General features: G+C 57.6%; 22 protein-coding genes. 6 read left to right on the forward strand and 16 right to left on the reverse strand.

Annotation, left to right across the window (positions count from 1 at the left end; translation table 11 throughout):
- Positions 1–120: 120 nt before the first annotated feature.
- Positions 121–411, reverse strand: coding sequence for a CDP-alcohol phosphatidyltransferase (locus DW821_RS09235; RefSeq protein ID WP_118260475.1), 291 nt, complete (start codon positions 409–411; stop codon positions 121–123).
- Positions 412–705: 294 nt separating this feature from the next.
- Here DW821_RS09235 and DW821_RS09240 point away from each other — a divergent pair, with 294 nt between their 5' ends.
- Positions 706–1,233, forward strand: a complete 528-nt coding sequence (locus DW821_RS09240; RefSeq protein ID WP_117640445.1) for a nitroreductase — start codon at positions 706–708, stop codon at positions 1,231–1,233.
- A gap of 221 nt (positions 1,234–1,454) precedes the next feature.
- On the opposite strand, the gene DW821_RS09245 is transcribed toward DW821_RS09240, so the two are convergent.
- The 3 genes from DW821_RS09245 to DW821_RS09255 all read right to left on the reverse strand — a co-directional run bounded on the left by DW821_RS09245 (position 1,455) and on the right by DW821_RS09255 (position 4,633).
- Positions 1,455–2,030, reverse strand: coding sequence for a hypothetical protein (locus DW821_RS09245; RefSeq protein WP_147487044.1), 576 nt, complete (start codon positions 2,028–2,030; stop codon positions 1,455–1,457).
- Between the two features lie 84 nt (positions 2,031–2,114).
- Positions 2,115–3,332: a helix-turn-helix domain-containing protein gene (locus DW821_RS09250; protein WP_118066613.1), complete on the reverse strand. Its 1,218-nt coding sequence runs from the start codon at positions 3,330–3,332 to the stop codon at positions 2,115–2,117.
- Between the two features lie 266 nt (positions 3,333–3,598).
- A complete protein-coding gene (locus tag DW821_RS09255; protein WP_118066615.1) occupies positions 3,599–4,633 on the reverse strand; it encodes a YeiH family protein in 1,035 nt (344 codons plus the stop codon).
- Positions 4,634–4,826: 193 nt separating this feature from the next.
- Here DW821_RS09255 and DW821_RS09260 point away from each other — a divergent pair, with 193 nt between their 5' ends.
- On the forward strand, positions 4,827–5,528 hold the full coding sequence (locus DW821_RS09260; RefSeq protein WP_050766156.1) for a GntR family transcriptional regulator: 702 nt from the start codon (positions 4,827–4,829) through the stop codon (positions 5,526–5,528).
- 118 nt (positions 5,529–5,646) lie between these two features.
- On the opposite strand, the gene glmS is transcribed toward DW821_RS09260, so the two are convergent.
- A complete protein-coding gene (glmS, locus tag DW821_RS09265) occupies positions 5,647–7,494 on the reverse strand; it encodes a glutamine--fructose-6-phosphate transaminase (isomerizing) (protein ID WP_117779435.1) in 1,848 nt (615 codons plus the stop codon).
- Between the two features lie 312 nt (positions 7,495–7,806).
- On the opposite strand from glmS, the gene DW821_RS09270 reads away from it, so the two are divergent.
- Entirely contained in the window at positions 7,807–8,919 is a 1,113-nt protein-coding gene (locus DW821_RS09270; RefSeq protein ID WP_233553047.1) for a LacI family DNA-binding transcriptional regulator, read from the forward strand.
- Between the two features lie 113 nt (positions 8,920–9,032).
- Here the strand turns inward: DW821_RS09270 and DW821_RS09275 are convergent, their stop codons facing one another.
- Complete coding sequence (locus tag DW821_RS09275; RefSeq protein WP_117716398.1) at positions 9,033–9,683, reverse strand: HAD family phosphatase; 651 nt, start codon at positions 9,681–9,683, stop codon at positions 9,033–9,035.
- 173 nt (positions 9,684–9,856) lie between these two features.
- On the opposite strand from DW821_RS09275, the gene DW821_RS09280 reads away from it, so the two are divergent.
- Entirely contained in the window at positions 9,857–10,735 is an 879-nt protein-coding gene (locus DW821_RS09280) for an ATP-dependent sacrificial sulfur transferase LarE (RefSeq protein WP_118066619.1), read from the forward strand.
- Between the two features lie 119 nt (positions 10,736–10,854).
- Here DW821_RS09280 and DW821_RS09285 read toward each other — a convergent pair whose 3' ends face one another.
- Positions 10,855–12,549: an ATP-binding protein gene (locus DW821_RS09285; protein WP_158567564.1), complete on the reverse strand. Its 1,695-nt coding sequence runs from the start codon at positions 12,547–12,549 to the stop codon at positions 10,855–10,857.
- 476 nt (positions 12,550–13,025) lie between these two features.
- Here DW821_RS09285 and DW821_RS09290 point away from each other — a divergent pair, with 476 nt between their 5' ends.
- Positions 13,026–13,994 carry a DNA/RNA non-specific endonuclease gene (locus tag DW821_RS09290; protein WP_118066621.1) on the forward strand — a complete coding sequence of 323 codons (969 nt, stop codon included), beginning with the start codon at positions 13,026–13,028 and terminating at the stop codon, positions 13,992–13,994.
- A gap of 276 nt (positions 13,995–14,270) precedes the next feature.
- Positions 14,271–15,029 (forward strand): GntR family transcriptional regulator, encoded by a 759-nt coding sequence (locus tag DW821_RS09295; protein ID WP_199409608.1) that lies wholly within the window; start codon positions 14,271–14,273, stop codon positions 15,027–15,029.
- Between the two features lie 86 nt (positions 15,030–15,115).
- On the opposite strand, the gene DW821_RS09300 is transcribed toward DW821_RS09295, so the two are convergent.
- The 9 genes from DW821_RS09300 to DW821_RS09340 form a co-directional block, all read right to left on the reverse strand.
- Complete coding sequence (locus DW821_RS09300; protein WP_117640460.1) at positions 15,116–15,790, reverse strand: triose-phosphate isomerase; 675 nt, start codon at positions 15,788–15,790, stop codon at positions 15,116–15,118.
- A 48-nt stretch (positions 15,791–15,838) separates the two neighbouring features.
- Positions 15,839–16,192, reverse strand: coding sequence for a PTS glucitol/sorbitol transporter subunit IIA (locus tag DW821_RS09305; protein WP_117640461.1), 354 nt, complete (start codon positions 16,190–16,192; stop codon positions 15,839–15,841).
- Between the two features lie 19 nt (positions 16,193–16,211).
- Complete coding sequence (locus tag DW821_RS09310; RefSeq protein ID WP_117640462.1) at positions 16,212–16,595, reverse strand: transcriptional regulator GutM; 384 nt, start codon at positions 16,593–16,595, stop codon at positions 16,212–16,214.
- A gap of 29 nt (positions 16,596–16,624) precedes the next feature.
- A complete protein-coding gene (locus tag DW821_RS09315) occupies positions 16,625–17,644 on the reverse strand; it encodes a PTS glucitol/sorbitol transporter subunit IIB (protein WP_117640463.1) in 1,020 nt (339 codons plus the stop codon).
- Positions 17,645–17,673: 29 nt separating this feature from the next.
- Positions 17,674–18,219, reverse strand: coding sequence for a PTS glucitol/sorbitol transporter subunit IIC (locus DW821_RS09320; protein ID WP_117640464.1), 546 nt, complete (start codon positions 18,217–18,219; stop codon positions 17,674–17,676).
- Between the two features lie 183 nt (positions 18,220–18,402).
- Positions 18,403–19,893 (reverse strand): xylulokinase, encoded by a 1,491-nt coding sequence (locus DW821_RS09325; protein ID WP_118066623.1) that lies wholly within the window; start codon positions 19,891–19,893, stop codon positions 18,403–18,405.
- 15 nt (positions 19,894–19,908) lie between these two features.
- Positions 19,909–20,751, reverse strand: coding sequence for a class II aldolase (locus tag DW821_RS09330; RefSeq protein WP_118066625.1), 843 nt, complete (start codon positions 20,749–20,751; stop codon positions 19,909–19,911).
- 184 nt (positions 20,752–20,935) lie between these two features.
- A complete protein-coding gene (locus tag DW821_RS09335) occupies positions 20,936–21,592 on the reverse strand; it encodes an HAD family phosphatase (RefSeq protein WP_158567565.1) in 657 nt (218 codons plus the stop codon).
- Between the two features lie 269 nt (positions 21,593–21,861).
- Positions 21,862–23,937, reverse strand: coding sequence for a translation factor GTPase family protein (locus DW821_RS09340; RefSeq protein ID WP_118066629.1), 2,076 nt, complete (start codon positions 23,935–23,937; stop codon positions 21,862–21,864).
- Positions 23,938–23,970: the final 33 nt, after the last annotated feature.

Genomic DNA, 23,970 nt, shown 5'->3' on the forward strand with positions numbered 1-23,970 from the left:
CTATTCGCTCAATGTGTTCGGCTGAGATCGGAAATCAACCACCTATATAACATATCGACAAAAAAGACCGCCGGCGCGGGGCGGCGCCGACGATTGCGAGAGAATATCGATTGTTGGCTGTTAAGCAGCGACGGCCTCGTAGACCGTGGCGCCCGAGAAGCTGTCGTGCAGGCTCTTGCCGCAGATCCAAGGCAGCTCGACGACCTCGCAGACCGTGTTGACCAGCTCGGAGCAGTCAGTAAAGTGGCCCTTATCGTTGAGGGCCTCGCAATCCTGAACACGCCAATAGCCATCGGTGTGCGTAATGTAGTACTCGTGATCGTTGATCGACACGAAAGCGCGCGTCTTGGAACGCAACAGCTTCAGAAATCCTTCGAAGTCGGTCTCGACGACATCTCCAGCCTGGAACATGATGTTACCTCCTGGCCCGGCGCCACCACGGCGCATTGATAAACGTTGGTACTCCTTTAGTAAAACCTTTATCAGAGGTTATGCGTTCGTCATTTAGGCAAGTGGTAAAAAACCGCAGGGTAGACGGGATAAAACGTTTAACCATCCCATTGGTTTGTCACATTCTGAAGGCACTTTTATGCAAACCTACTTTCCCAATTGGAATCTATCCTTTTGGCAGGGCAATTGACCGTCTATCGTTTGAGCCCGACGGGTATGAACGGGGCATCTGCAACGCCACCGCAAGGAGACACCATGGAGACTATCGAAGCGCTCATTCACCGCCGCAGCTGCCGCAAATACAGCGATCGTCCCGTCGAGGCCGAAAAGCTTGCACGTATTATCGAAGCCGGCCAATATGCACCGAGCGGCATGGGCCGCCAGCCGGTGACGTTTGTCGCCGTCACCGACCCCGCAACCGTTGAGCGTCTCTCACAGCTCAACGCCCAGGTCATGGGCAGCAACGGTGACCCCTTCTATGGCGCCAAGACCGTTGTGGTGGTGCTGGTTGACCGCAGCATGCCAACGCATCTGGAAGACGGTTCGCTCGCCATGGGCAACCTGCTCAATGCTGCCTATGCGCTGGGCGTTGATTCGTGCTGGATTCATCGCGCACACGAGGTCTTCGACTCGCCCGAAGGCTTGGAACTGCTGGCAAGCTGGGGCCTGCCCGCCGACGGCAGCCTGCGCGGTGTCGGTCACTGCATTCTGGGCTACGCCGAGGACACGCTACCCGAGGCAAAGCCGCGCCGCGACAACGTGGTGTATGTTCCGCCGTTCTAACGAACGGCGGACCCGTTGACGCTGCGCGGGCCGCATTCACGCCAATCTGACGTTCAATTTCGAGGGCGCGACCAAAAGGTCAGCGCCCTCTCATTTCACGTCACCTTGGCGCAAATGCGGCTCGCTCGCTGTTGGTGACTGACATCGGGTGCGCCACTGCTGGCATTCGACACTTGGGCAGCTGAAAGGCCCCGTCCAAAATTTGCTGTCCCACTCGCAACTTATATTGACGTCGCCGTTGTCGTCGTTTCGTTCGTGTGAGTCGTTTCGGCTTCGCCGCCTTGTTCGTCCTCGTCCTTTTGCGCATCGGCGATAGTGGAAGCTGCCGCGACGATGCCGCGTTGGGGCGCAACGCCCGTCTGGACCTGAGCGCCCTCGACAACTTCTGTGCCTGCATGCGCGAGCTCGGGCGATTTAAACATTGCGTCCAAGTTGGCGCCACCGCCGGCGTAGCCAAGCGCAGCGAGTGCGATGACGATCGCTGCAACGACAGCCACGATCGGCACGTAGCGATGCCAGCCGGCGGGATTGAGCCCGCTGCGACGAGCCGCCCCGCGGCTGATGTAACCGAGCGTTCCGTCGTGCTTGAGCTTTGAGCCCACCACGCGTTTGCGGCCCCACAACGAGGACTCTGCCTGCATGGCCAAGCGAGCGCTTGCCGAAGGATAGCCATATTTAGTGCGCTTGAACGAGCCATCAAACCCCGAGGCGTGTTTGCCCCACGTCACCGATGTCGTGCGTCGGTTGACCGGCGCGGCACTCCGCCTTCTGCGGCTCGGTTTTGAAGTCTCAGCCATATGCCCTCGCACGCCGTAACCAAATCGAAACAATAACGCTTTGGACTGTAGCACACGCGTCGCGCGCGGTCACGGGCGCCTCGCTCAACGGTCATCGTCCTTCAGCAAGCGCCACAGCGTTGTACGGCTTATGCCCAGCACCTCCGCCGCACGGGTTCGGTTGCCGTGGAGATGGTCTACAACCAGATGCGCGATATCTCGCTCGGTATCGGCCAGCGGTCGCAGGATATACAGGTCACTTTCGAGTGTCGGGGCGCCAAAGGTTGCGGTCTTAATCACGTCCTCTTGGGCGAGCACTTCCTCCACCACAGCGCGGTCCACCGTGCCCGCCCCCACCAATATATACAGTCGTTCCGAGACCTCGCGGAGCTGCAGATAATTGCGCGGCCAGCGGTAAGCATCGAGCGTCTTCGTCGCCGCGGCAGACAGCGTGGGCGCTGCCGTCCCAAATGCATCAGCGAGATATTCCAAATAGCGCGCAACCTTCGTCGACGCGGCTCCCTGCTCGGCGATTGCCGGCGCCACGCTCACCGCACAGGCGAAACGCTCGGTCACAAAGGCGGCTTGATCACTTTCGCCGCCGCCCGGCATGTCATTCGCCGTCAGCACCACATGGCAGCGCGTCGCCAACGCGGTGTCGGTCATCGTGGAAACGAGCTCGCGGAGGCGCTGGGGGCCAACCGCGTTCCAGCCCTCAATGCAAAGGGTCAGCCCCGTTTGGAACAACGGCGATTCGGCGCTTTTGAGCACGTGGCGCCAACCGCGCTCGGTGAGCTCATCGAGCGCGACGGAAACAAAGGGTTGATCGGCAAAAGGGCCATCCAGATAGAGGCGCATGGCAATCTCGACCTGACCCGCGCCCAACTCGCCCTCGAGCATAAGGGGCACCCCGCGCGCATAGCTCTCGGCAACCGGTGCGGCTACCGCAGCGGCGCCTTCAACGATGCCGTACGCGCTCGATTCGTAGCGGGCCTCAACTTCGTCGGCGTTGAGCCACTCGATGCCCGCATGCGCCGCGGCGCCGCGCACCTCGCGGACCACGACGGCCCAAAGGCCCCCGCCCTCTTTGTCGGTGGGGCGAACGGTCAGGCTCAGGCGCGTACCCGCACGCCCCATAACCAGACGCGCGCCGTCTCCTATACGGTCGAGGCGCTCAGCGACAAAAGCCGCCACATCCCGCTCAAGCGCCGCGTCATTCATGGTCGAAATCGCGACGTCCCCACGCGCATCGATTGCCAATGCCGAGGCCCCGGCAGCAGCCAGGGCCTCGGTCAAGATGTTCAGCTTGGCATCGCTATCCATGATTTGCCCCTGTCCGCAGAGACGTGCAACCGCCGACGGTCGCACGACCAAGTGTTTCAAAATTGAACGATATTGCCCACCAAACACTATAGGGCAGAAAGCGCCGTCCTGCGAGTATAGGTGTTGCCCCGCATCGCCATCCTGGCGGGGCGATAAGAGCTCTTCGGGACTTATAAACCTGCGGACAAGCCATACCCGCAAGAGCTCCTATCGCTCCACCGTGAGAATGCGCTCACCAGCACGCAGCACGCTAATAAGCTACTTCTCTACCAGATTCCCAGCACGTGTTGCATTCCCAAACTCATGCACGCAATGCCAATCCAGCAGCAAAAGCCCAGCGCGATGGGCTTGCCGCCCTTTTTGACCAGCTCGACGATATCGGTATTAAAACCAATAGCCGCCATGGCCATCACAATAAAGAACTTCGACAGCTCCTTGATGGGCGCCGTAAAGGACGCGGGAAGCTGAAACACCGTAGTGATCACGCTCGCCAGCACAAAGAACAGCACAAACATGGGAAACGCGCGTTTGAGGGAGAACGTGCTTTTGGCGTCGCCGCCGGCCTTGCGCGCCAGATGCATCTGCCAGCAAGCAAGCGCCAGCGTGATGGGAATGATGGCCAGCGTCCTGGTGAGCTTGACCACCGTGGCGCTCTCGAGCACATTGGCGCCGGGATGCATGCTGTCCCAGGCGCTCGCCGCAGCCGTTACGGACGAGGTATCGTTGATGGCGGTGCCGGCAAACAGGCCAAAGCCCTCGTTGGTCAGCCCGAGCATGCCGCCGAGCGTTGGAAACACGAGTGCCGCGATAACGTTAAACAGGAAGATGACAGAAATGGCCTGGGCAATCTCGCGATCGTCGGCATCGATGACGGGCGCGGTCGCGGCGATGGCAGAACCGCCGCAAATCGACGAGCCCACACCCACAAGCGTCGCGATCTTACTCGGCACGTTCATAACGCGGCAGAGCACAAAGGCAATGACAAGCGAAGTCGAGATTGTCGCCACGATAATCGGCAGCGACTGGGCGCCCTTGGACAGAATCTGGGAGAGGTTCATGCCAAAGCCAAGCAGGATAACCGCGTACTGCAAGACTTTTTTGGACGTATAGGTGACGCCGGCGGCGAGCTGTTCGCGACGATTCTTGGGAAAGACGAGCGCCAGGACCATGCCAAAGAGGATGGCGAATACCGGACCGCCGACCACCTCAATTTGCTTGCCGAGCAACGTCGCGGGAATGGCGATGATCAGGCAGAACAAAACGCCTTTCCAGCGCTCGCGTACGATATTTGCCAGTTGCATATGGGATTCCTTCTTTCTATTTCACGTTTGCGACGGCTTATGATACGGCAACATTGAGCGCAGCCTTGCGCAAACACAGACTAAGATGCCGCAATAGTTCTCAGGCAACAGCCGAATTACCCACCGCGGAAAGCTGATTCGCGGCATAATTAACAACTGACATATGAGTTTGATAGAACAGTTGCGAGGCGCTATGGAAGAATCGATGCACGTCGGCGAGCAGGAAACGAGCCTACAGGACCAGTCCTACCACACCATTCGACGCAAAATCGTCTACCTGGACTACAAGCCGGGCGAAAAACTGGGCGTCAAGCAACTTTGCGACGACCTGGATATGGGGCGCACCCCTGTGCGCGAGGCACTGGTGCGTCTGGCGCAAGAGGGCCTGGTGCGCACCGTGCCCCAGAGCGGTACCTACGTCTCACCCATTAACCTCACCCTTGCCGAGAGTGCCTGTTACATCCGCGAGCATCTCGAAAAGCAGGTGATTGTGGAGTGCTGTGCGCGCGCCACGTCGGCCGGCATCGAGCAGCTCGACCGCGCCATCGTGCTGCAGGAAAAGGCCATGGCCGAAGAGGATCGCATCGGCTTCTTTTTGAGCGACAACCTCATGCATCACATGATTTTTAGCATCGCATGTCGCAGCACCGTTTGGTCGTGGCTCGAAGAGACCAATGCCGACCTGGAGCGCTTCCGCTGGCTGCGCGCCGCCACGCAGGTTCTCGACAATCAGGACATCGTGAACGAGCACAAGCAGATTCGCCGCGCTATCGCCGGTCGCGACCCCATCGAAGCGAGCTTTTTGGTCAGCAAGCACCTGCATATGATGTTCCGCAACCAAACCGAGGTTCTGGACCAGTTCCCCGAGTACTTCGAGACCAGCAAGCTCCGCTAACCTGCCAAAACCACCACAAAGGGGACAGGCACCTTTGTGGTGGTTTCTCCGTACAAAAAGGCCCGGCTCCGTCTGATGACGCGGAGCCGGGCCTTGGTCGTTAGAACGGCGGAACCAACTACTCGACAGTAACGCTTTTCGCCAGGTTACGAGGTTGGTCAACGTCGCAACCGCGCAGGATGGCGACCTCGCGGGCGAGCAGCTGCAGCGGGACGCTCGCGGTGATGGGGCTGAACACGTCGCGGACGGCCGGCACGCGGATGATGCAATCGGCAATCTTGTTGATCTCCTCGTCACCCTCGGTGGCAACGACGATGACCTTGGCGCCACGCGCCTTGCACTCCATGAGGTTCGACACGGTCTTGTCGTAGGTGGCACTCTTGGTGGCCACAGCGATGACAGGGAAGCCCGGGTCGATCAGGGCAATGGGGCCGTGCTTCATCTCGCCGGCGGCGTAGGCCTCGGCATGCAGGTAGCTGACCTCCTTGAGCTTGAGTGCGCCCTCGTAGGAAATAGCGGCACCCATGCCACGGCCCACGAACAGCGCCGACTGCGCGTCCTTGCACAGCAGGGCGGCCTCATGCACGGCCTCGGTCTGGGTATCCAAAATCCACTGGATCTGCTCGGCCGTATCGGAAAGCTCGCGGAACAGCATGCGCGCCTGCTTGGTGGTCAGGCGGTACTTGACCTGCGCTAGCAGCAGAGCCAAAAGCGTGAGGCTCACGACCTGGCCGATGAAGCTCTTGGTCGAGGCGACCGCGATCTCCTTGTTGGCCTTGGTGTAGATGACGCCGTCGCTCTCACGCGCCACGGGGCTGCCCACCACGTTGGTGATGCCGAAGACCTTGGCACCCTTGATGCGCGCGTCGCGAATGGCGGCAAGGGTATCGGCCGTCTCGCCCGACTGGGACACGGCAACGACGAGCGTCGTCGGCGTAATGATGGGATTGCGGTAACGGAACTCGCTGGCCGCCTCAACCTCGGTGGGGATGCGAGCCCAACCCTCGATAAGGTTCTTGGCGATGAGTCCGGCGTGGTAGCTGGTGCCGCAAGCGATCACGTAGACACGGTCGATGTCGTTGAGCTCCTCGAGCGAAAGGCCCAGCTCGTCGATATCGAGCTCGCCGGCGGGGGTCATGCGGCCCACCAGGGTATCGCGCACAACGCGAGGCTGCTCGTGGATTTCCTTGAGCATAAAGTCGGGATAACCGCCCTTTTCTGCCATGTCCAGGTCCCAGTCGATGTGGGTGACCTTGGGCTCGATAACGTTGCCGGCCTCGTCGGTGTACTCGACGCCTGCGGGCGTAAGCTTGGCAAACTGACCGTCCTCGAGCACCACGACATCGCGGGTGGCGTCGATGAGCGCGATCACGTCGGAAGCAACATAGGAACCGGTTTCGCCCACGCCGACTACGATCGGGGAATCCTTGCGGGCCACGGCGATCACGCCGGGCTCGTCAGCGCACACGGCGGCCAGACCATAGGCACCGACCACGTGGGTGCAAGCCTCGCGCACGGAGGCCATCAGGTCGTGCGTCTCGACATAAGCCTCTTCGATCAGATGCGCGAAGACCTCGGTATCGGTCTCGCTCTTAAAGTGATGGCCGCGGCCCTCCAGCTCTTCGCGCAGCTCGGCGAAGTTCTCGATGATGCCGTTGTGGACGATGGCGATACGACCGTCGCAGCTGGTGTGGGGGTGAGCGTTAACGACGGAGGGCTTGCCGTGGGTGGCCCAACGGGTGTGGCCGATACCGCAGGTAGCGTCGCTGTCGATGTTGGAAAGCTCGCTCTCTAGGCCCGCGACCTTGCCCACGCGACGGATGACGTCGAGGTGCGCCGCGGCGCCCTCGCCCACCTCGAGCGCGACGCCCGAGGAGTCATAGCCGCGATACTCCATACGCTTGAGGCCCGTGACCAGGATGTTCTTTGCAATATCAGAGCCGGTGTAGCCGACGATTCCGCACATAAGATAAATCCCTTCGTTCGCGTGACTGCAAGACGTCCACGCACAAGGGGCGCTGAGACGCATAACGTTCGAGTATTGTACTCACGCAGGCGCAAGCTGATATACCAGATGTGGTATCTCAACTTAGATACCACCCGATGCACACACGTCCAGCCGGTCCAAACCACCACAAAGGTGCCTGTCCCCTTCGTGGTGGTCGCGTTGGCAACAGCGTTTCCCCAGATAAAACCTGCCAAAATAAACCTATCCCTTTTTGGTAGGTTTGGGATGCTACAATCTGGCTTGTACTTGAAACGCATCAAAGGGGCCGCTATGGCAAAGGTAAAGATCAGTGACGTCGCGCGCGAGGCCGGGGTTTCGCTGGGCACGGTTTCCAACGCGCTCAACCACCCCGAAAAGCTGCGCCCCGAGACCCTCAAGCTCATCAACGAGACCATCAATCGCCTTGGCTACCTGCCCAACCAAAGCGCCCGTCAGCTCGCGGGCGGCGCCACCAAGTCCTTTGGCCTGGTGCTCCCCCGTCTCGATCACGGCTTTTCGCTCCAAATCGCCAGCGGCGCCCACAACGAGGCACGCAAGCACGGCTACGATCTGCTCATCGCCAACGCCGATAACGACGATATTCTCGAGGACCATTACCTGCGTTACTTTATGGGCACCCAAATGTCCGGCGTCATGGTTCAGCCCATGGCATCCCCCGACTGGCACCCCGCCATGACCAAGATGCCCGTGCCGATCGTCCATCTGGACATCCATTGCTCCGAGCCCGGCTACTACGTAGCGGCCGACAACGAGGCCCAGGGTCGCATCATTGCCGAACTTGCCATCGCCCGCGGTGCACGCCATATCACCGTTGTGGGTAGAGCAGCATTTATGCAGCTCACCCTACGCGTGCTTGGCATTCACAAGGCCCTCGCTCTGTACCCCGATATCAAGATCGAAGTCATCGACGCCGGCGAATGGAATACCGCTGCCGACGGCTACGGCATCGGTGCCCAAATCGCCGAGCGCCCCGCGAACGAACGCCCCGATTTTGTCGTCGGCCTGACCGACGTGTTGGCCTCGGGCGTTATCTCGGCGCTGGTCGACAAGGGCATCTCTGTACCCGGGCAAGTACGCGTAGCAGGTTGCGATGGCAACCCGCTCGCTTGGAGCGGATCGGTCCCGCTCACTACGGTAGCGCCCCCGGGCTACGAGATTGGCCGCAAGGGTGTCCAACTGCTGATGGAGCAAATCGAGAACAAGGCCCCGGCAAAGACCAAGCATATCCGCGTCGGCTCTGCAGCGCGCACCGTCACCGCAGTCACCGCCGCCGAGGGTATCAACCGCCAAGAACTGGTACGTCCGTTCCTGCTGGAACGCGCCAGCACCCAGGCAAGCAGCCAGACCGACGCCACGGCCATCAACCTCGGTGCGTATCTATAGCACGACCGCAAGTATGCTAAGTCGCCGCTCAAGCAAAAGAGGCCCGACCATTGCCGGGCCTCTTTTGCTTAAGTGCAAACGTGAGCAATTGCTCGTTTCAACGCCGCAATTGTCTAGCGCACGGCCTTGACCGCCGCCGTCAGATCGAATAGCGTATCGAGCACCGCCTCGCAGCCGTCCACCACGTCCTGCGGAAGCGGCACGATATCGGGGACGGCAAAGACGTGACAGCCAGCCGTGATGCCCGAGACGCAGCCGTTGCGTGAGTCCTCGACCACGGCACATTCCTCGGGAGCAAAGCCCGCGCGCTCGCAGGCGAGCAGATACATCTCGGGGTCGGGCTTGCCGTGCACGACGTCATCGCCGCAGGTCACCGTTTCAAACTTGTCAAAGAGGCCGACCATCTTAAGGTTGCGTTCTGCCGTGACATGGCGCGATGACGTCGCAAGGCCCACGTGATAGCCCGCAGCCAGCAGCTCGTCTAGGCACTCGGCGGCGCCGGCCTTAAGCTCCAGGTCGGTCTTGACCATCTCGTCGCGAATCTCCTTGTGACGATGATAGATCGCCTCAGCGGTTTCTCTACTGCCGTAATGTGCCTCAAGGATGTCCATGACATCGGGCAGCGTACGACCGATAAACTGATGAATCAGCGTGTCATCAATCGCGACACCCAGCTCAGCGGCGGGCGCTTTCCATGCCTTGATGCCCAGACGCTCGGTGTCGACCAGCGTTCCGTCCATGTCAAAAATAACAGCCTTGATCATATCGGTCCCCCATCGACTCTCGCTGTCGCATTGCCGCAACTCTACCGCATTTGGCAACTTGTATATAACGTATATACCATATTGCACTTTCGTTACATAGATAGAAGTCTTATGGCAAGTAACGCATTAGGATTATAGTTTTCGATCGAGTACTCAACGATAAGGATCGTTTCATGATTTTAGACACCATGGCACCCGCAGAGGAGCTTCAAGACAAGCTATCGGCGCTCGAACAGCTGCTTTTGGCATACGGGCGCGTGGCTATCGGGTTTTCCGGCGGCGTTGACAGCAGCTTTTTGGCCGCCGTATGCGCCCGCATCATGCCCACCAATACCCTCCTCGTCCATCTCACCACGCCGCTCATCGGCACGCCCGAGCAGGCTTCGTTTGAGCGGTCCGTTGACGGACAAACCGATGAGGGTCCGCATTTTATGCTCCCCGTGCTCAATCTTTCGGTCGATCAGCTGCAGCTCCCCCAGGTAGCCTGCAACGATGCCGACCGCTGCTACCACTGCAAGCGCGCCGGCTTTACCGCTATCGTCAACCACGCCAAGTCGCTAGGCTTTCCCACCGTCATCGATGGCAGCAATGCAAGCGATCGCGGTGACTACCGCCCCGGCATGCGTGCGGCAGAAGAGCTCGGTGTACGCTCACCCCTTATGGAGGTCGGCTTTACCAAGGACGAAGAGCGCGAGCTGCTGCGCGCATGGGGCTACCCCGTCTGGAACCTGCCGGCAGGCGCCTGCTTGGCCACGCGCATTCCCACGGGCGAGGAGCTTACGCGCGAGAAGGTCGATTTAATCCGCGCCTGCGAGGATTATCTGCACGATCTTGACCTGGCGCAGGTCCGCGCACGCCTGGTCGGCGGCTGCATGCATATCGAAGCCGCCCCGGCAGATGTCGCCAAGATCGCCGCCCTCGGCGGTACCGTGGTCAACGACGAGGGAAAGACCCCGCTGCCCGCCGCCATCGAGTCCGCGCTGCGCAACCTAGGCTGCGGACACATCTCCCCCGAGGTCGCCCCCTACATCCACGGCAACATGAATCAGTAACCTGCCAAAAGGGGACAGGTTTATTTTGGCAGGTTTTACCTGGGGAAATATCGCGAGGCAGTCGCCCCTCTAGCGCCCATCTAACTTCGAGAGACACTAGAGGGGCGGTCCGGCTGCATCTACTTCTTCCGATATCGGCGATTGTGGCTCGTCGATGAACCCATTACCTCAATGAGTCCTTTATCTGCCATTTTTGGTAGATGGTAACGGACAGACGAAATTCTGACCCCCGATGCAACCGCTATTTCTCGCGCCGTCATATCCACTTCGGCGCTGAGAGCCTCCAGGATCCTATCCGCCGTCGAAGCTGACGATTCTCTGTTCATATCGATAATTTCATACGTGTCTTTGCCGCATTTTGACAGGACATGTTTATCCACAAGGTCCCCGCAGATCAGGCGAATGTCATCCGAATCCCACTTCAGGGCCTCTCGTATTTTTTGAACATCGCATACGCACCCATGCTCCCGCATAAACATGAGCAGTGTTTCCTCGCGATCCGTCAGCTCGGTGCCCACATGGCTCTGAATCCACGTGCGGTTTTCAGCAAGCTCCGCCCCGTGCCGGGAAAGCAGCACCGTAAACGAATCGGCCTTAACGATAAATTTCGGCCTGCCAAGCGAACGAGACTCCATCTCGCGAATCATAGCCGGGATACCAGATCCCTGGCTTTCCGCAACGGCCCCCTCGGCATGCTCTAACGGCGTCGCCCCCATTAGGCTCATGAGCTTTGAGTTTCGGCAGCGCGATTCCCCGTCTGCAAGATTGTCCACCGTCTTTCCGCCCCAAAGCCCGCCAGGGTTTTTGATCTCTATTCTGTCTGGATAGATATCGACACTCACGGCCTGCCCCACAAACATGGGCGAATATTCTCGATGGATGCAGGCATTTGCCAAGGCCTCGCGCAAAACCTCCTGGGGAACTTCCCAATCATCCCTTCTGCCAGCGCCTTGCACTATCGCCGCTTTGCGCAAGTTTCGTCCAATCGCGGCAAGGGCATCTTCGATGCAAGCCGGAATCGGGCCATCGCACAACTGGCGGTCAATAAACCGGGGTTGCCCGGGTGCAGATTTTTCCACATCGGAATGAACGGCGACATCGATCATCAGTTTGGGATAGAACTGCTGGGGGTAAATTCCCGCCGACAGAAGCCCCGCGAGCTTCACGGCACCATCCTTTGTAGTGATATTGAGTCTGACCAGCTGCTTTTCCAGCGTATCGGCCCCGCGCAAAACGCGCGGGGTCTGCAGCCGGCGATTTGCGATAATAGACCGCACGACATCTGGATCCAAATCCTCGACCGTTGCCTCCGAAACCACCGTGTCGTCTGCATCGCTCGGAAGCAACGCACTCTGCAGCTCATATAGCTCAGCGGGTGACATCTTGATATCTTTATCATCCACGCGCTTGTAGCTACCGTTCTGCACGCCGCGCGCGCCGATATAGCAAGGCTTCGCTTTAAGCTCAAGTTCAAAGATGCGCACCAGAAGCACCTGGAGCCCGTCGACCTCGCCTCGATCAAGCTCGTACCGCGGCGCATGGGTCACCACTGCCGCTGAGCCTCCGTCTCCGATACCCGAAACAAACTGATCGCGCACCCTATCGATAGCAAAGTTAGCCGAAGGAACAAATCCTTCGGCTTCGTTCAGGCCCAAAATAATGAGCCCACCCGCAGTGTTCGCAAAAGCGCTCACTGTCTCCCATACGTCTGCGCTCAATTTATTCGTGCAGGCTTTAACTTCTACCGATGCGTCATCAGTCCCTCGCCTGCGAAGGCGCTCAACGATAAGGCCAAGGGGTTCATCCAGCAGCATTGACATTCCGTCTCTCTAAAACGATAGATTTATCTCTCTAAAGTATAGTATATCTCTCTAACTTTAGAGAGATAAGCACCTTATTTTAGAGAGACATTTAGAGAGATGTATCGAATTCACTGTTAGATTGCCCAATGTTATCTCTTTAACTGACTTTCTCTTTATAGAGACATTTAGAGAGACGAGCGCGACCTCTCTAATCATGGGTTCTTCTTTTTAAAGTGCACACATCCTAACCGTGCCCTAAGTTGCGGTGAAATAGCTCACGATTAACCTACCAAAAAGGGACAGGCTTATTTTGGCAGGTTTTATCTGGAGAAACGCCGACTGATTCCATGTACACAACCGCCGCAGCTCCATATGAGGCAAATGAATCAGTAACGTCTATCCCAAATCTTGAGTATTTGTTCGACAGAACGGCCCCTGCCGGCTCCTGCTAGACTGGTAGATTCCCAACCGTCCATCCAGGAGCCGCAATGTCGCGCAAGTCCGCCTACAAGCAAGTACTTTCCATCGGCACCGCCGTGGTGCTGGGGTTTGCGTTGTTCACAGGGTCGCTCGACGGAGCGCCCAAGTTGTTGTCGCCGCAAAGCGATGAGCAGGCGACGGCTCTGGCCGAAAAACAAAACGAGAGTCCCAGCCGCACCGACGACGAGGCAGACCTGGTTGCCCGGCTCGAATCGGGAACAGCAAGCTCCGAGGACTCCGGCGATGGCTCCGAATCCACCGCGACCAACACCAACGGCAACGTTGCCTCCGCGGACAGTGCCGCCACCCCCATCGCCGAAGTGGAAAACCCAGATCTCAACCGCGCCCGCGGCGTATATCTCAGCAGCATTCCAGACTACGCCGGCAATCCCTACGTCGCCCTTCGCGCCGACAGCGCGCACCCGCTCGGCATGCCGTCATTCACACTCGATGAATACGAACGCGCTGCAGAAGAGGGCTGCTTTAAGAAATTCTCCAAGCTCGACAGTATGGGCCGCACTCGCAAAGCGCTCGCCTGCGTGGGCCCCGACTCGCTCGGTCAAGGCAAGCGCGGCGATATCTCGCGCATCCATCCCGCCGGATGGCATCAGCAGCGCTACGACTTTATTCCGGGCCAGAGCCTCTACAACCGCTGCCACCTCATCGCCTGGTCGCTCTGCGGCGAAAACGCCAATCGCAAGGATCTCCTCACCGGCACGCGCTATCTCAACGAGACGGGCATGCTACCGTTTGAGGAGCAGATTCTCGACTACATCCGCGAAACGGGCAACCACGTGCTCTACCGCGTCACGCCTATGTATAACGAAGAGGAACTTGTCTGCCGCGGCGTGCGCCTTGAGGCGCAATCGGTCGAGGACCACGGCAAGACGCTGTGCTTCCACGTATACTGCTACAACCTGCAGCCGCATGTGCAGATCGACTACGCCACCGGCCGCAACCAGGCCGCCGGAGAGTAGGTTCAACCGGGGCCACGCCCGCATCGTTTGTCACCGACGCGCACGGGAGGCTAATTCTTGCCTCCTACGGCGCATTTCAGTGACATGGGGCCATCTCTCCAAGATACCCGTATTGTCGATAAGAGTAGAAGGCAAACGCCAGACAGGCAGCCAAAGCAGCAGAAGCCCTACATTAAATACGTGATTTATTCTTTGCAATCACAATCTCGATAAGTTAATCGAAGCAAAACAACGTAAAATGAAGGTAATTTTGCTTCAAAGTAATCAGGAGAAACTGTGACCAATCGCGTCAACAATTCACATATTAAAAAGGATTGTCCCACCCCCATCTATATGCAGGTGGTCGACTATCTGCGCGAGAACATCGCCTCAGGAGCTTGGGAGCAAGCATCCAAAATCCCGTCGGAAGTCGAGCTCATGAGTACGCTCGGCGTCAGCCGCGGCAGCATCAAAAAGGCCATTTCCAAGCTTGTTGATGAGGGCCTGCTTGAGCAAATTCAGGGAAAGGGAACTTACGTTAAGTCAAAAGACATCTCTTTCCCCCTTACAGAGGGTCTTATCTCTTTCTCCGAATCTCTAATCGAGCAAGGCCTTTCTTTCGAAACAAACATTCTCGATTGCGAAATTCGTAAGTCGGACGAAGATATTTCCAGACATCTCGGTATTGTCGAAGGTTCTGACTACCTTCATCTCGAGCGAGTGCGCAGCGTTGAGGGTGAACCTGTGATGTTCATCGAAAACAACATCAATATGGCGCTTGTCCCAGGTATTGAAACAGCCGACTTTGTTAACGAAGGTCTCTTTGCAATAATCGAGCGGCTCTCAGGCCACCAGATCGAATACTCAAAGACCTCCTTTGTGGCAAAGCTCGCGGACACCCAACGCGCGGATGCGCTCGGTCTCTCTACGCAGTCCCCGCTTCTTCAGCAGCTTCAAACAGTCTACTTGGACAATGACTCTGCAATTGAATATGCGCGCGTATGGCTTAAATCCAGCAGGTTCCAGCTTGGCACCGTTTTTCAGCGTCGCCATTAAAGCTCTTGAGAGCGGCGGCATTACGCCAAATATAATTCCAAAACGCAAAAAGGCGAACCCGTGGGTTCGCCTTTTTGTAGACGGTTTTAGTCCAGCGCGTCAAACAGCTCCGTAAGCAACGCTGCCCTGTCATCCGTAATCGCCAGGGCACTCGAAATGCCGGTGCCTTGCGCGCCAAGTCCAATCAAGCGACGAACATCGCCTCCACACCTGATTCCCGCTCCCTCCATGATAACGATGTCGGGATTGATGGACCGTACGGCAGCGATGGTCTCTGCGATGTAATCATCGCCGCTTGTATGGCCGGTTCCCACAAGGCTGCTCGGCTCGCAAAGAATCACGTCCGGATCCATCGCCGCAACCGCTTTGGACTCAGTCACGCTATCGGCTGCAACAATGGTTAGAATCTCAAGCTCACGAGCGCGATCGATCGTTGCCGCCAACTTATCAACGGTCAGGGGGTGTGCCGTGTGATTTAGAAAGACAGCTTGAACTCCCGCGCTCTTAAGCGACTCAAGAGGTGTCAGTCCCATTCCTTTTCCGTCACCGATAAGATCGGCATGCTGCGCTGTGGGAATTGCAAATTTCAAATCCTTCGCAACTGCGCAGAGCTCGGGAACGGGAGCAGTCCAAAAAATCGAATGATCTCGATCTTTTGCGATTTCATCCGTAAGATGAGCCGCTGCAATTGAATCGTCCGCAAGCAAATAGGTCTTAGGACTGACCGTGAAAAGTGGCAGTTTTAAATCGGAACGTTTCATGAGAACACGTCCTTTCCGACTAATACATGGCCTGCCATACCGAGCGATTTAGCCGTTGAAGCTAATCTCGATGCCGGTTTCCAGCTTGGGAAGCACGCTTGGTGTCACGAGAACCGTTCCAGGAAGCAGCTCTCGCTCGTCATCGAACGCAATGGTTAGATGACCGAGCCCTCCCATGTTCTCGTTCGCAGCTTCACCAAACTCCTTAATCGTGTAGACCTGATCGCCGATGGAAATGGTGCCGCCCTCAGCAAGCACGTTATCCTCCGTGGGAGTTCCATCGTGAACGACGCAGATGTCGCGCAACTCTGCAGGAGCGGTCGGGCCAAACAGGACCACCATCTTCTCGTTGAGAAGTTCCTCAACAAACGAGCCGATCTCAGTGACCTTAACCTTGTACATTTGATTTCTCCTATCTTTGTTACGCCGCAGGCGCAGTCATTGACCTGTCGATAACACGAATAGCCTGGGCAAAAGCATCGTGATAGCTTTCGTTGGCCAGATGGTCTAGGGCGGTCTCGATATTCAGCCCCAGCATCTCGCTCATCTCCGAAAACTCTGGTTTGAGGGAAAGCCCTTTGAGCTCATAGCAACCGTTAATCACGCCATCATGATCAGTCAGAATCATCACAAACGCCTTTCGGCTAAAACTCACCTTGCACATACCCGTGCCCAAGTATCCCTCATGATCGCGAGCGCGCTCATGGATAAGAATGCGCACCCTCTTCCAGTAGCGATACTGGGTGAATGTTCCTGCAAGCCATACGAGAATAAAGAAGGCTATTGTAATGAGCGCGTTGAGCATAGTGGGCCTTTCCCTCTTAAAGCTTCAGTTTACAGGCCAAAGGACAGTACGTAGGCAAGAATAATCTGAATCGGGGTGGTAATCAGCTTGCCAAACAGGAATGCAGGGTAACCGATTTCGATCGTCTCGGGCTTTGCCTCCATGAGAGTCATGCCAACGGGAGCAAAGTCGGAACCAACCTGGCAGTTGACGGCAAAGAAGCCGGGAAGGGCAAAGTTGGCGGGAATCGTGCCGTTGGCGATTTGGTTGCCAACAAGGACAGAAAGCACAGAAGCGATGATTGCGCCCGGGCAGATCAAAGGCGAAAGGAACGGGATTGAGCAGAACATGCCAATTGCCAGCATACCGGGCAGCGAGCCCGCAAGCGGAGTGAGAACGCCGGCGAGAACGTTCGCGAAACCCGTGTAGTTAATAATGCCGATCAACACCGAGACAAACGCCATAAAGGGGATGATGTTGCGGATAACATCGTTCACGGTATCGCGCGCAGCCTGGTAGATGATGCTGATAACGCGGCCGACACCGGTGCCGATCTTGGAGACAACGTCCATGAAGCCGTTAGACTCCTTGGATGCGAGCTCGGCACGTCCCTCAGCGATCTTGGCGTGGACGTTTTCCTTCGTCGTCTCCTCGTGTGCCTTCTCGGCCTTTACCGGCTCAGCGGGAACATCGGCCGCATCGGCAAGGACGATGCAATCGGGATTGACGTCAGATGCAAAGAGATCCTCGGTGATGAACTGGGCCAGAGGACCAGACGGAGAACCGGGCTTGATGTTCAGCGTCTTAAGGCCCATCTTGGGATAGGTGCCGCAGCGAGCCACGCCGGCGCAGTCGATGACAACGGCGCATGCCTGATCGGTCTCGATCGGGTCCTTAAACTGGTCGTGCGCCTCGGCGCCGGTAAGCTCCGCAATGCGAAGGGCGACCGGGCTGATGCCACCCAGGGTCACGCTCAGAACATAAGGCTTCTCGGCCGTGGGGGTAATGATGAGGGGACCGCCCCAACCGTTGCCGCCGTGGGACGCCTTTACGCTTTTGAATTCACTCATGATTTAGACTCTCCTTTTGCGCTGAACTACTAGGCGGCAAGCTTAGCTTCGTTGCGCTTCTTCATGATGAGGTACAGCTTCTCGGTGACAATGCCCTTGATCAGGCAGACGATTAGACCAACAATGAGGAAGCGGATAGCAAGCTCGGAGGAGTTCTTTCCCAGTGCCTCGTAGCCGGCCGAGATACCAAGCCAAACAAAGAGCTCGGAAGAGTTAGCGTGCGGGAAAAGGCCAACGATGGGGTGCATCATGGACACGACCGCATCGTAGAATGCGGGCTTGTAGTCCTCCTCGACAAACACACCAAAGGTGTATGCCATCGGATTGCAGAGGAAGAAAGTGCAAAGGAACGGGATGAGGGTATAGCGGAGAACTGCATACTTGGTGCACTTCTTCATGAACCCATAGACACGCTCCTCGCCGATCAGCTGGATGACTGCCTTGATCGTAAGGATCAGACAGATCAGCATTGGGATCATGCCCGTAATAAACGAGGCAAACTGATCACCAGCCGCATTAAACAGGCCGGTAAAGCCCTCCGCAAGGAAGATAAGGAAATCGTTTACTGCTCCCATTTTCATTCTCCTTAGTTAATGTTCGCTACTTCTATCGTTCTACCTGAGCGCCCCCTCCTCCATTTCAATCAGCCATATACGCTCATGGTTGTCTACGGTTGTCTATATCTTACAAAGGGACCGCTCTTCGAGTTACCTTCTCGCATTCCTTTCGGTGAACGGTAGATTTTACAAGACAAACGGCTACGCGCTATTTAGCTCATAGATAATTTGGAGTGCCTCAAATATACGCATATACCTGCTAAAACGCGCGTCGTAGAGCTCATGGGCCCTGTCGTTTTTTTCAATGGAATCGAGTTTTCTGCAGACCCCTGCGGCAACCGCCGTCAAGTCTTGGCCGCAAGAAGCCGAGAGGGCCAGCAGCGCCGTGCCCTGACCGGCGCCGGAGGATTCCATCCGCACCATATCGACCCCCAACACGTTGGAGAGCGTTTGCGCCCAAAAATCGTTCTTGGCCCCTCCTCCAACGAGCCTGATGCTGCGCCACTCTTCCGAATGGTCCACGGACTCCTTGAGCTCCCTTAAGGCATACGCCGTGCCCTCCATCAGAGCCCTTTCGAGCTCGGAACGAGTCGTGTCAAGATCAAGCCCCAGAAAGGCACCGCGTACCGACGGGCAACCGTGCAGGACTTTTTCTCCCGATAGATGAGGGTAGAATATGAGATCCCTCATGTCGTAGAAGGGGTCCTCGACGGCCTTGTCCTCCAAATCGTAGGACTCACTGCTTAGAATCTGCCCGTACCACCATTCCTTGGCACCGCCGCACGATCTGATACTCAGCTGAATTTGGGTCTTAAGGGTATTTCCCCACTTGAACAACACGGGCTTGCCAACAGCCGGAAGGTCAACTCCCTCAGATGAATACATCAGCACGCCGCTTGTTCCAAGTGAGATGGTGGGGACGCCCTCCAAAAGGCATCCCGTGCAGATCGCTGCCGCGGGATTGTCGCCCGTTCCCCTCACGATCATGGCACCTGCGGGAATTCCCGTCTCGCTTGAAGCTCTCTCAACCACGGTCCCAATTACGGCATCAGAAGGCTCGACAACGGGAAGCAACGACTCGGGGATTCCGAAATGCTCGCAGACCTCACCGATCCAAGCTTGCCTCTCGTTATCGTAGAGCCCTGTTGTCGAAGCCCCGCAATAGTCCGCACCAGCACGCCCGCCAAACTTGAGAGCAATCCAATCTGAAACCGAAAGAAACACTTCGCTCTTTGAAAGGCCCTCAGGATTATTCTTAGCTATCCATGCAAGGTTAATCGCCGGAACCCCAGTCGAAAGAAAGCTGGCGACCCTAGGATAGCCCGCAGACAGCGCCCACTGCTTCTCGGTAAAGACGGCGTCAATCGTGCGCTGGTCGTTCCACATTATGGCGGGACACGTTGGCACCCCATCGGCATCGATCAAGACCGTCGTGTGCATCTGCCCGGTAGCGCCAACGCCTTTTATTAGAGACAGGTCAACTTTCTCTCCAAGCAGGGAGCATGCAGAGCAAATGGCGATCCACCATGTCTCGGGATTGATTTCCCGCCAACCGGGATGAGGCTCAGAGCACTCGTAAGCCTCGCTCGCAGTCGCGACAACTTTTCCGCCTTCATCAATGCACGTGAGCTTCACCGATGACGTGCCCACATCGACACCAAGGTAGAGCGCACCCATTATCGCCTCATCCATGTTCGTAATTCCGCGCTACTCAGCGATGCCGTTGATGGCGCGCGTCGTCTTGTAAGCAACGTCCGCAACTGCCTTACGTGTATCAATCAGTACCTTGGCGAGCTTATGCTCGTTGTTGTTTGCCTCGTACGCCTTGCCAACCGTCGTGATGTAGGCCTTGCGCAGGTCGCTTGCGATGTTGATCTTGGACATCTTGTGTGGCTGCATAGCGTGGATGGTCTCATAGGGAATGCCCGAGCCACCATGAAGAACGAGGGGACACGGAGACACCTCGGCAAGCTTCTCAAGCAGCGGCAAATCGATACGCGGCGTATCCTCAAGGCCGTGAACGTTGCCGATAGACACGGCCAACAGGTCGCAGCCCGTGCGCTCCACAAACTCGCAAACCTGATCGGGGTCGGTCTTAAGATCCGCCTCGGAAACATGATCGTCTTCTTTGCCCTTGATGGCACCGAGCTCAGCCTCAACGGGCACGCCGTAGCAATGGCAGTAGTCAACTGCCTGGCGCGAGAAGCGAATGTTCTCCTCAAAGGGCAACGCGGCACCGTCGATCATAACGGAGGTAAAGCCGGCCTGAACCGCCTGTCGAACATCCTCGAGCGTCTTGCCGTGGTCAAGATGCAGACACGTGGGAACGATATAGTCCTCCGCCGCGCGTTTAACGATAGAGGCGATCATGCCGTAATCGGAAAGCTTAACGTTGGTAGGGGCGATCTGGAGGATGCCCGGCATGCCGGCCCTCTGCAATCCATCCAGGATACCTAAGGTCATCTCCATGTTCGTCGTGTTATATGCGGGAAGGAGCCATCCATTCTTGCGTGCAATCTGGATCAGCTCAGTCGAAGTTACAACTGCCATGATTCCTCCAACCGGGTTACGGCAATTCGAGTTGAGTTTTCGTTCCAGATACTTATATAGACGTCTATGTACCTGTTTATAGACGACTATATACCTTTTTGATTTACGCGCAAAGCACTAAATGCCTCGAATCGAAAAAAGGGGCTGCCGAGAAGCACTCGACAGCCCCTTTCATTTGGTATGCTTACCCCAACGCCCCATTTGCCAGCATATCGGTAACGTCGTTTAGGCTCGAAACTATTGCCGTGGCCAATCTTTCCATCTCATCTGTTGGCTCAGAGAGATCGGGGACCATGACAGTGCAAAATCCTCCTGCAAATCCCGCGCGCACCCCGTTATAGGAATCCTCTAAAACGAGGGATTTCTGCGGTAAAGCTCCTAGCTCATCCGCCGCTTTCAAAAAGACGTCTGGGTAAGGCTTGGCGTGTTCGACCTCAACACCAGAGACGATCGAATCGAAATAAGGGAGTATTCCTCCCCTTATCAAATTTGCCTCGATCATTTTTCTGCTCGATGATGAAGCAACTGCCATCGGAATTCCCTCAGCCTGAAGATAGTCGAGAAGCCGATCTAATCCGAGTTTCTTCTCTGCGCCCTGAGTCAGCGCTTCATGCGCTATTTCGTAAAAACGGTCAACAAACGCTTGAGAATCGACCTCATCGCCATACCACTCGCGAATAATGGACACCGCTTCCGATCCATTGGTGCCACGCATGGCGTCCGCAAGGCCCTCTTTGCATTCAACCTCAAACTCAATTGCGGTTTTGGGCCAGCAGGAAGCCCAAATCGGCTCAGTATCGAACATGAGCCCGTCCATATCGAAGATAACCGCCTCGAACATATTGCCTCCTTGTTCAAGTAGACGTCTATATACGTATATTCTATCAAAGGAGGTCTTTTTTTCTTTCACGGCAGCATGAAAAGGAGTCCGTCCCAATAAAAGCCGACAGGCGCCTCGTCTGCCAAAAAACACCACGATGGAGGCTGTCCCCATCGTGGTGGTTGCCTTACGTCGATTTACTTAGCGCGGCCCCGGGGATCAAAAAGGGCCGCCCCGGTTACCCAGGGCGGCCTTTTCGTCAGCACCTACATTGCAGGCAAAATCACACGCTACTTGGCGCGACCCTCCTCATAGCGCTCGACCAGCTTGGCCTGAACGTCATAGGGCACCTGCTCGTAGCCGGCGGGCTTCATGGTAAAGTCACCCGTGCCGCGCGTGATAGAGCGCAGGCGCGTCGAGTAATCCGTCAGCTCGGCGAGAGGTGCCTGCGCGATAACCACGGTGTCTCCGCGCTCATCGGTCTCCATGCCTGTCACGCGACCGCGCGAGGCCGAGATGTCGCCCATCACGGCGCCGGCGTAGCTCTCGGGAATAGTCACCGTGATTTCCTCGATGGGCTCCAGCACCACCGGGTCGGCATCGGCACATGCCTTGCGCAGGCCGATGCGAGCCGCCGCGCGGAACGCCATCTCGTTGGAGTCGACGCTGTGATACGAGCCGTCGTACACAGCCACGCGAATGCCCGTGAGCGGATAGCCGGCAATGATGCCGTCCTTCATTGTCTCCTGGACGCCCTTGTCCACGGCGGGGATCAGCGAGCGCGGAATGCGGCCGCCCACGACCTCGTCCACAAACTCATAGCCATCGCTCGTGCCGTCGGGCCCAATGAGCGGCTCCACGCGCAGCCAGCAGTCGCCGTACTGACCGGCGCCGCCGGTCTGCTTCTTATGGCGGCCCTGGGCACTTGCCGTACGGCGAATGGTCTCGCGATACGGAATGCGGATCGGCACGCTCTTGGCTACGACCTTGGTGCGATCCTCCAAACGATTGAGCAGCACCGAAACCTGCGCCTCACCAACGGCGGAGATAATGGTCTGGCCGGTCTCCTCGTCGCGGTCGATGCTCATGGTCGGATCGGCCTTGCAGGCCTTCTCGATAAACGTGTAGAGCTTCTCTTCGTCGCCGCGATTCTCGGCCTCGATGGCAATGCGGTACTGCGAGTTGGGGAACTTAAACGCCGCAGCCTCGACCTTGCCGGTAATCGAGAGCGTATCGCCCGTCTCGGCCGCCAGCTTGGGTGCCACGATAATGTCGCCGGCATAGGCGTGACCGACCTCGGTCATGTCGCGGCCGCACATCACATACAGGTGGGCCAGACGGTCGCCCTTGCGCGTGCGCGCGTTGACCAGCTCAAGGCCCGGCTCAAGCGTACCCGTCAGCACCTTGATAAAGCTGATGCGACCCTGCTGCGGATCGGCCAGGGTCTTAAACACAAACGCCACCGGACGATCATCGTCGCTCGAGATCTTGAGCGAATCGCCGTCGATAAGCGGCATCTCGCCGTAGTCGGTCGGCGCCGGGAAGTACGTCGCAATGTCGTCCATCAGCGAGTTGACGCCCTGCTCCTTAATGCAATCACCCGCAAAGACCGGCACAAAGATGCGCTCGGCGATCGCCTTCGACAGCAGGCCCTCAAGCTCTTCCTGCGTCAGCGTCTCCTCGCCTTCCAGGTACTTCATCATCAGTTCGTCGTCGGCCTCGGCCACCAGCTCGCACAGATGGTCATGGGCTTCCTCGGCCTGGGCACGATACTCCTCGGGAATCTCCGACTCAACGGCTTCGGCGCCGTTGCAATGGCGCGCCTTCATGCGCACCAGGTCGATGATGCCGTCGAAGTCCTCGCCCTCGCCCCAGGGAAGAGTCACGGCGCCCAGGCGCGTGCCAAAGCGCTCCTGCAGCAGGTTCATTGTGGTCGTAAAGCTGGCCTCGGAGCGCGACAGGCGGTTTACGAACACCGCACGCGCCAGGCGCAGGTCCTCGGCGGCATACCAGAGCTTAACCGTCGTAGGCTGCGGGCCCGCCTCGGCGTCGACCACAAACAGAGCCGTCTCGCAGACGCTCATCGCGGCAAAGGCGTCGCCGATAAAATCGGGATAGCACGGGGCATCGAGTACATTGATACGTGCGCCCTTCCAGTCGATCGGCGCAATGGTCGTCGAGATGGAAAATGCACGCTTGACCTCTTCGGGGTCATAGTCGAGCGTGGGCTTGGTGCCGTCGTGGCCGCCCAGGCGGGCGGTCTTGCCGGAAAGGTGGAGCATGGCTTCGGCGAGTGAAGTCTTGCCCACCCCGCCTTGGCCTACGAGCACCACGTTCCTTACGTTACCGGTCTTGGGAGCACCCATGATGACCTCCTTGCAGGGCCGCGCGCAAGGCGC

This window comes from Collinsella sp. AM33-4BH (genome assembly GCF_003469205.1).
Lineage (GTDB): Bacteria > Actinomycetota > Coriobacteriia > Coriobacteriales > Coriobacteriaceae > Collinsella.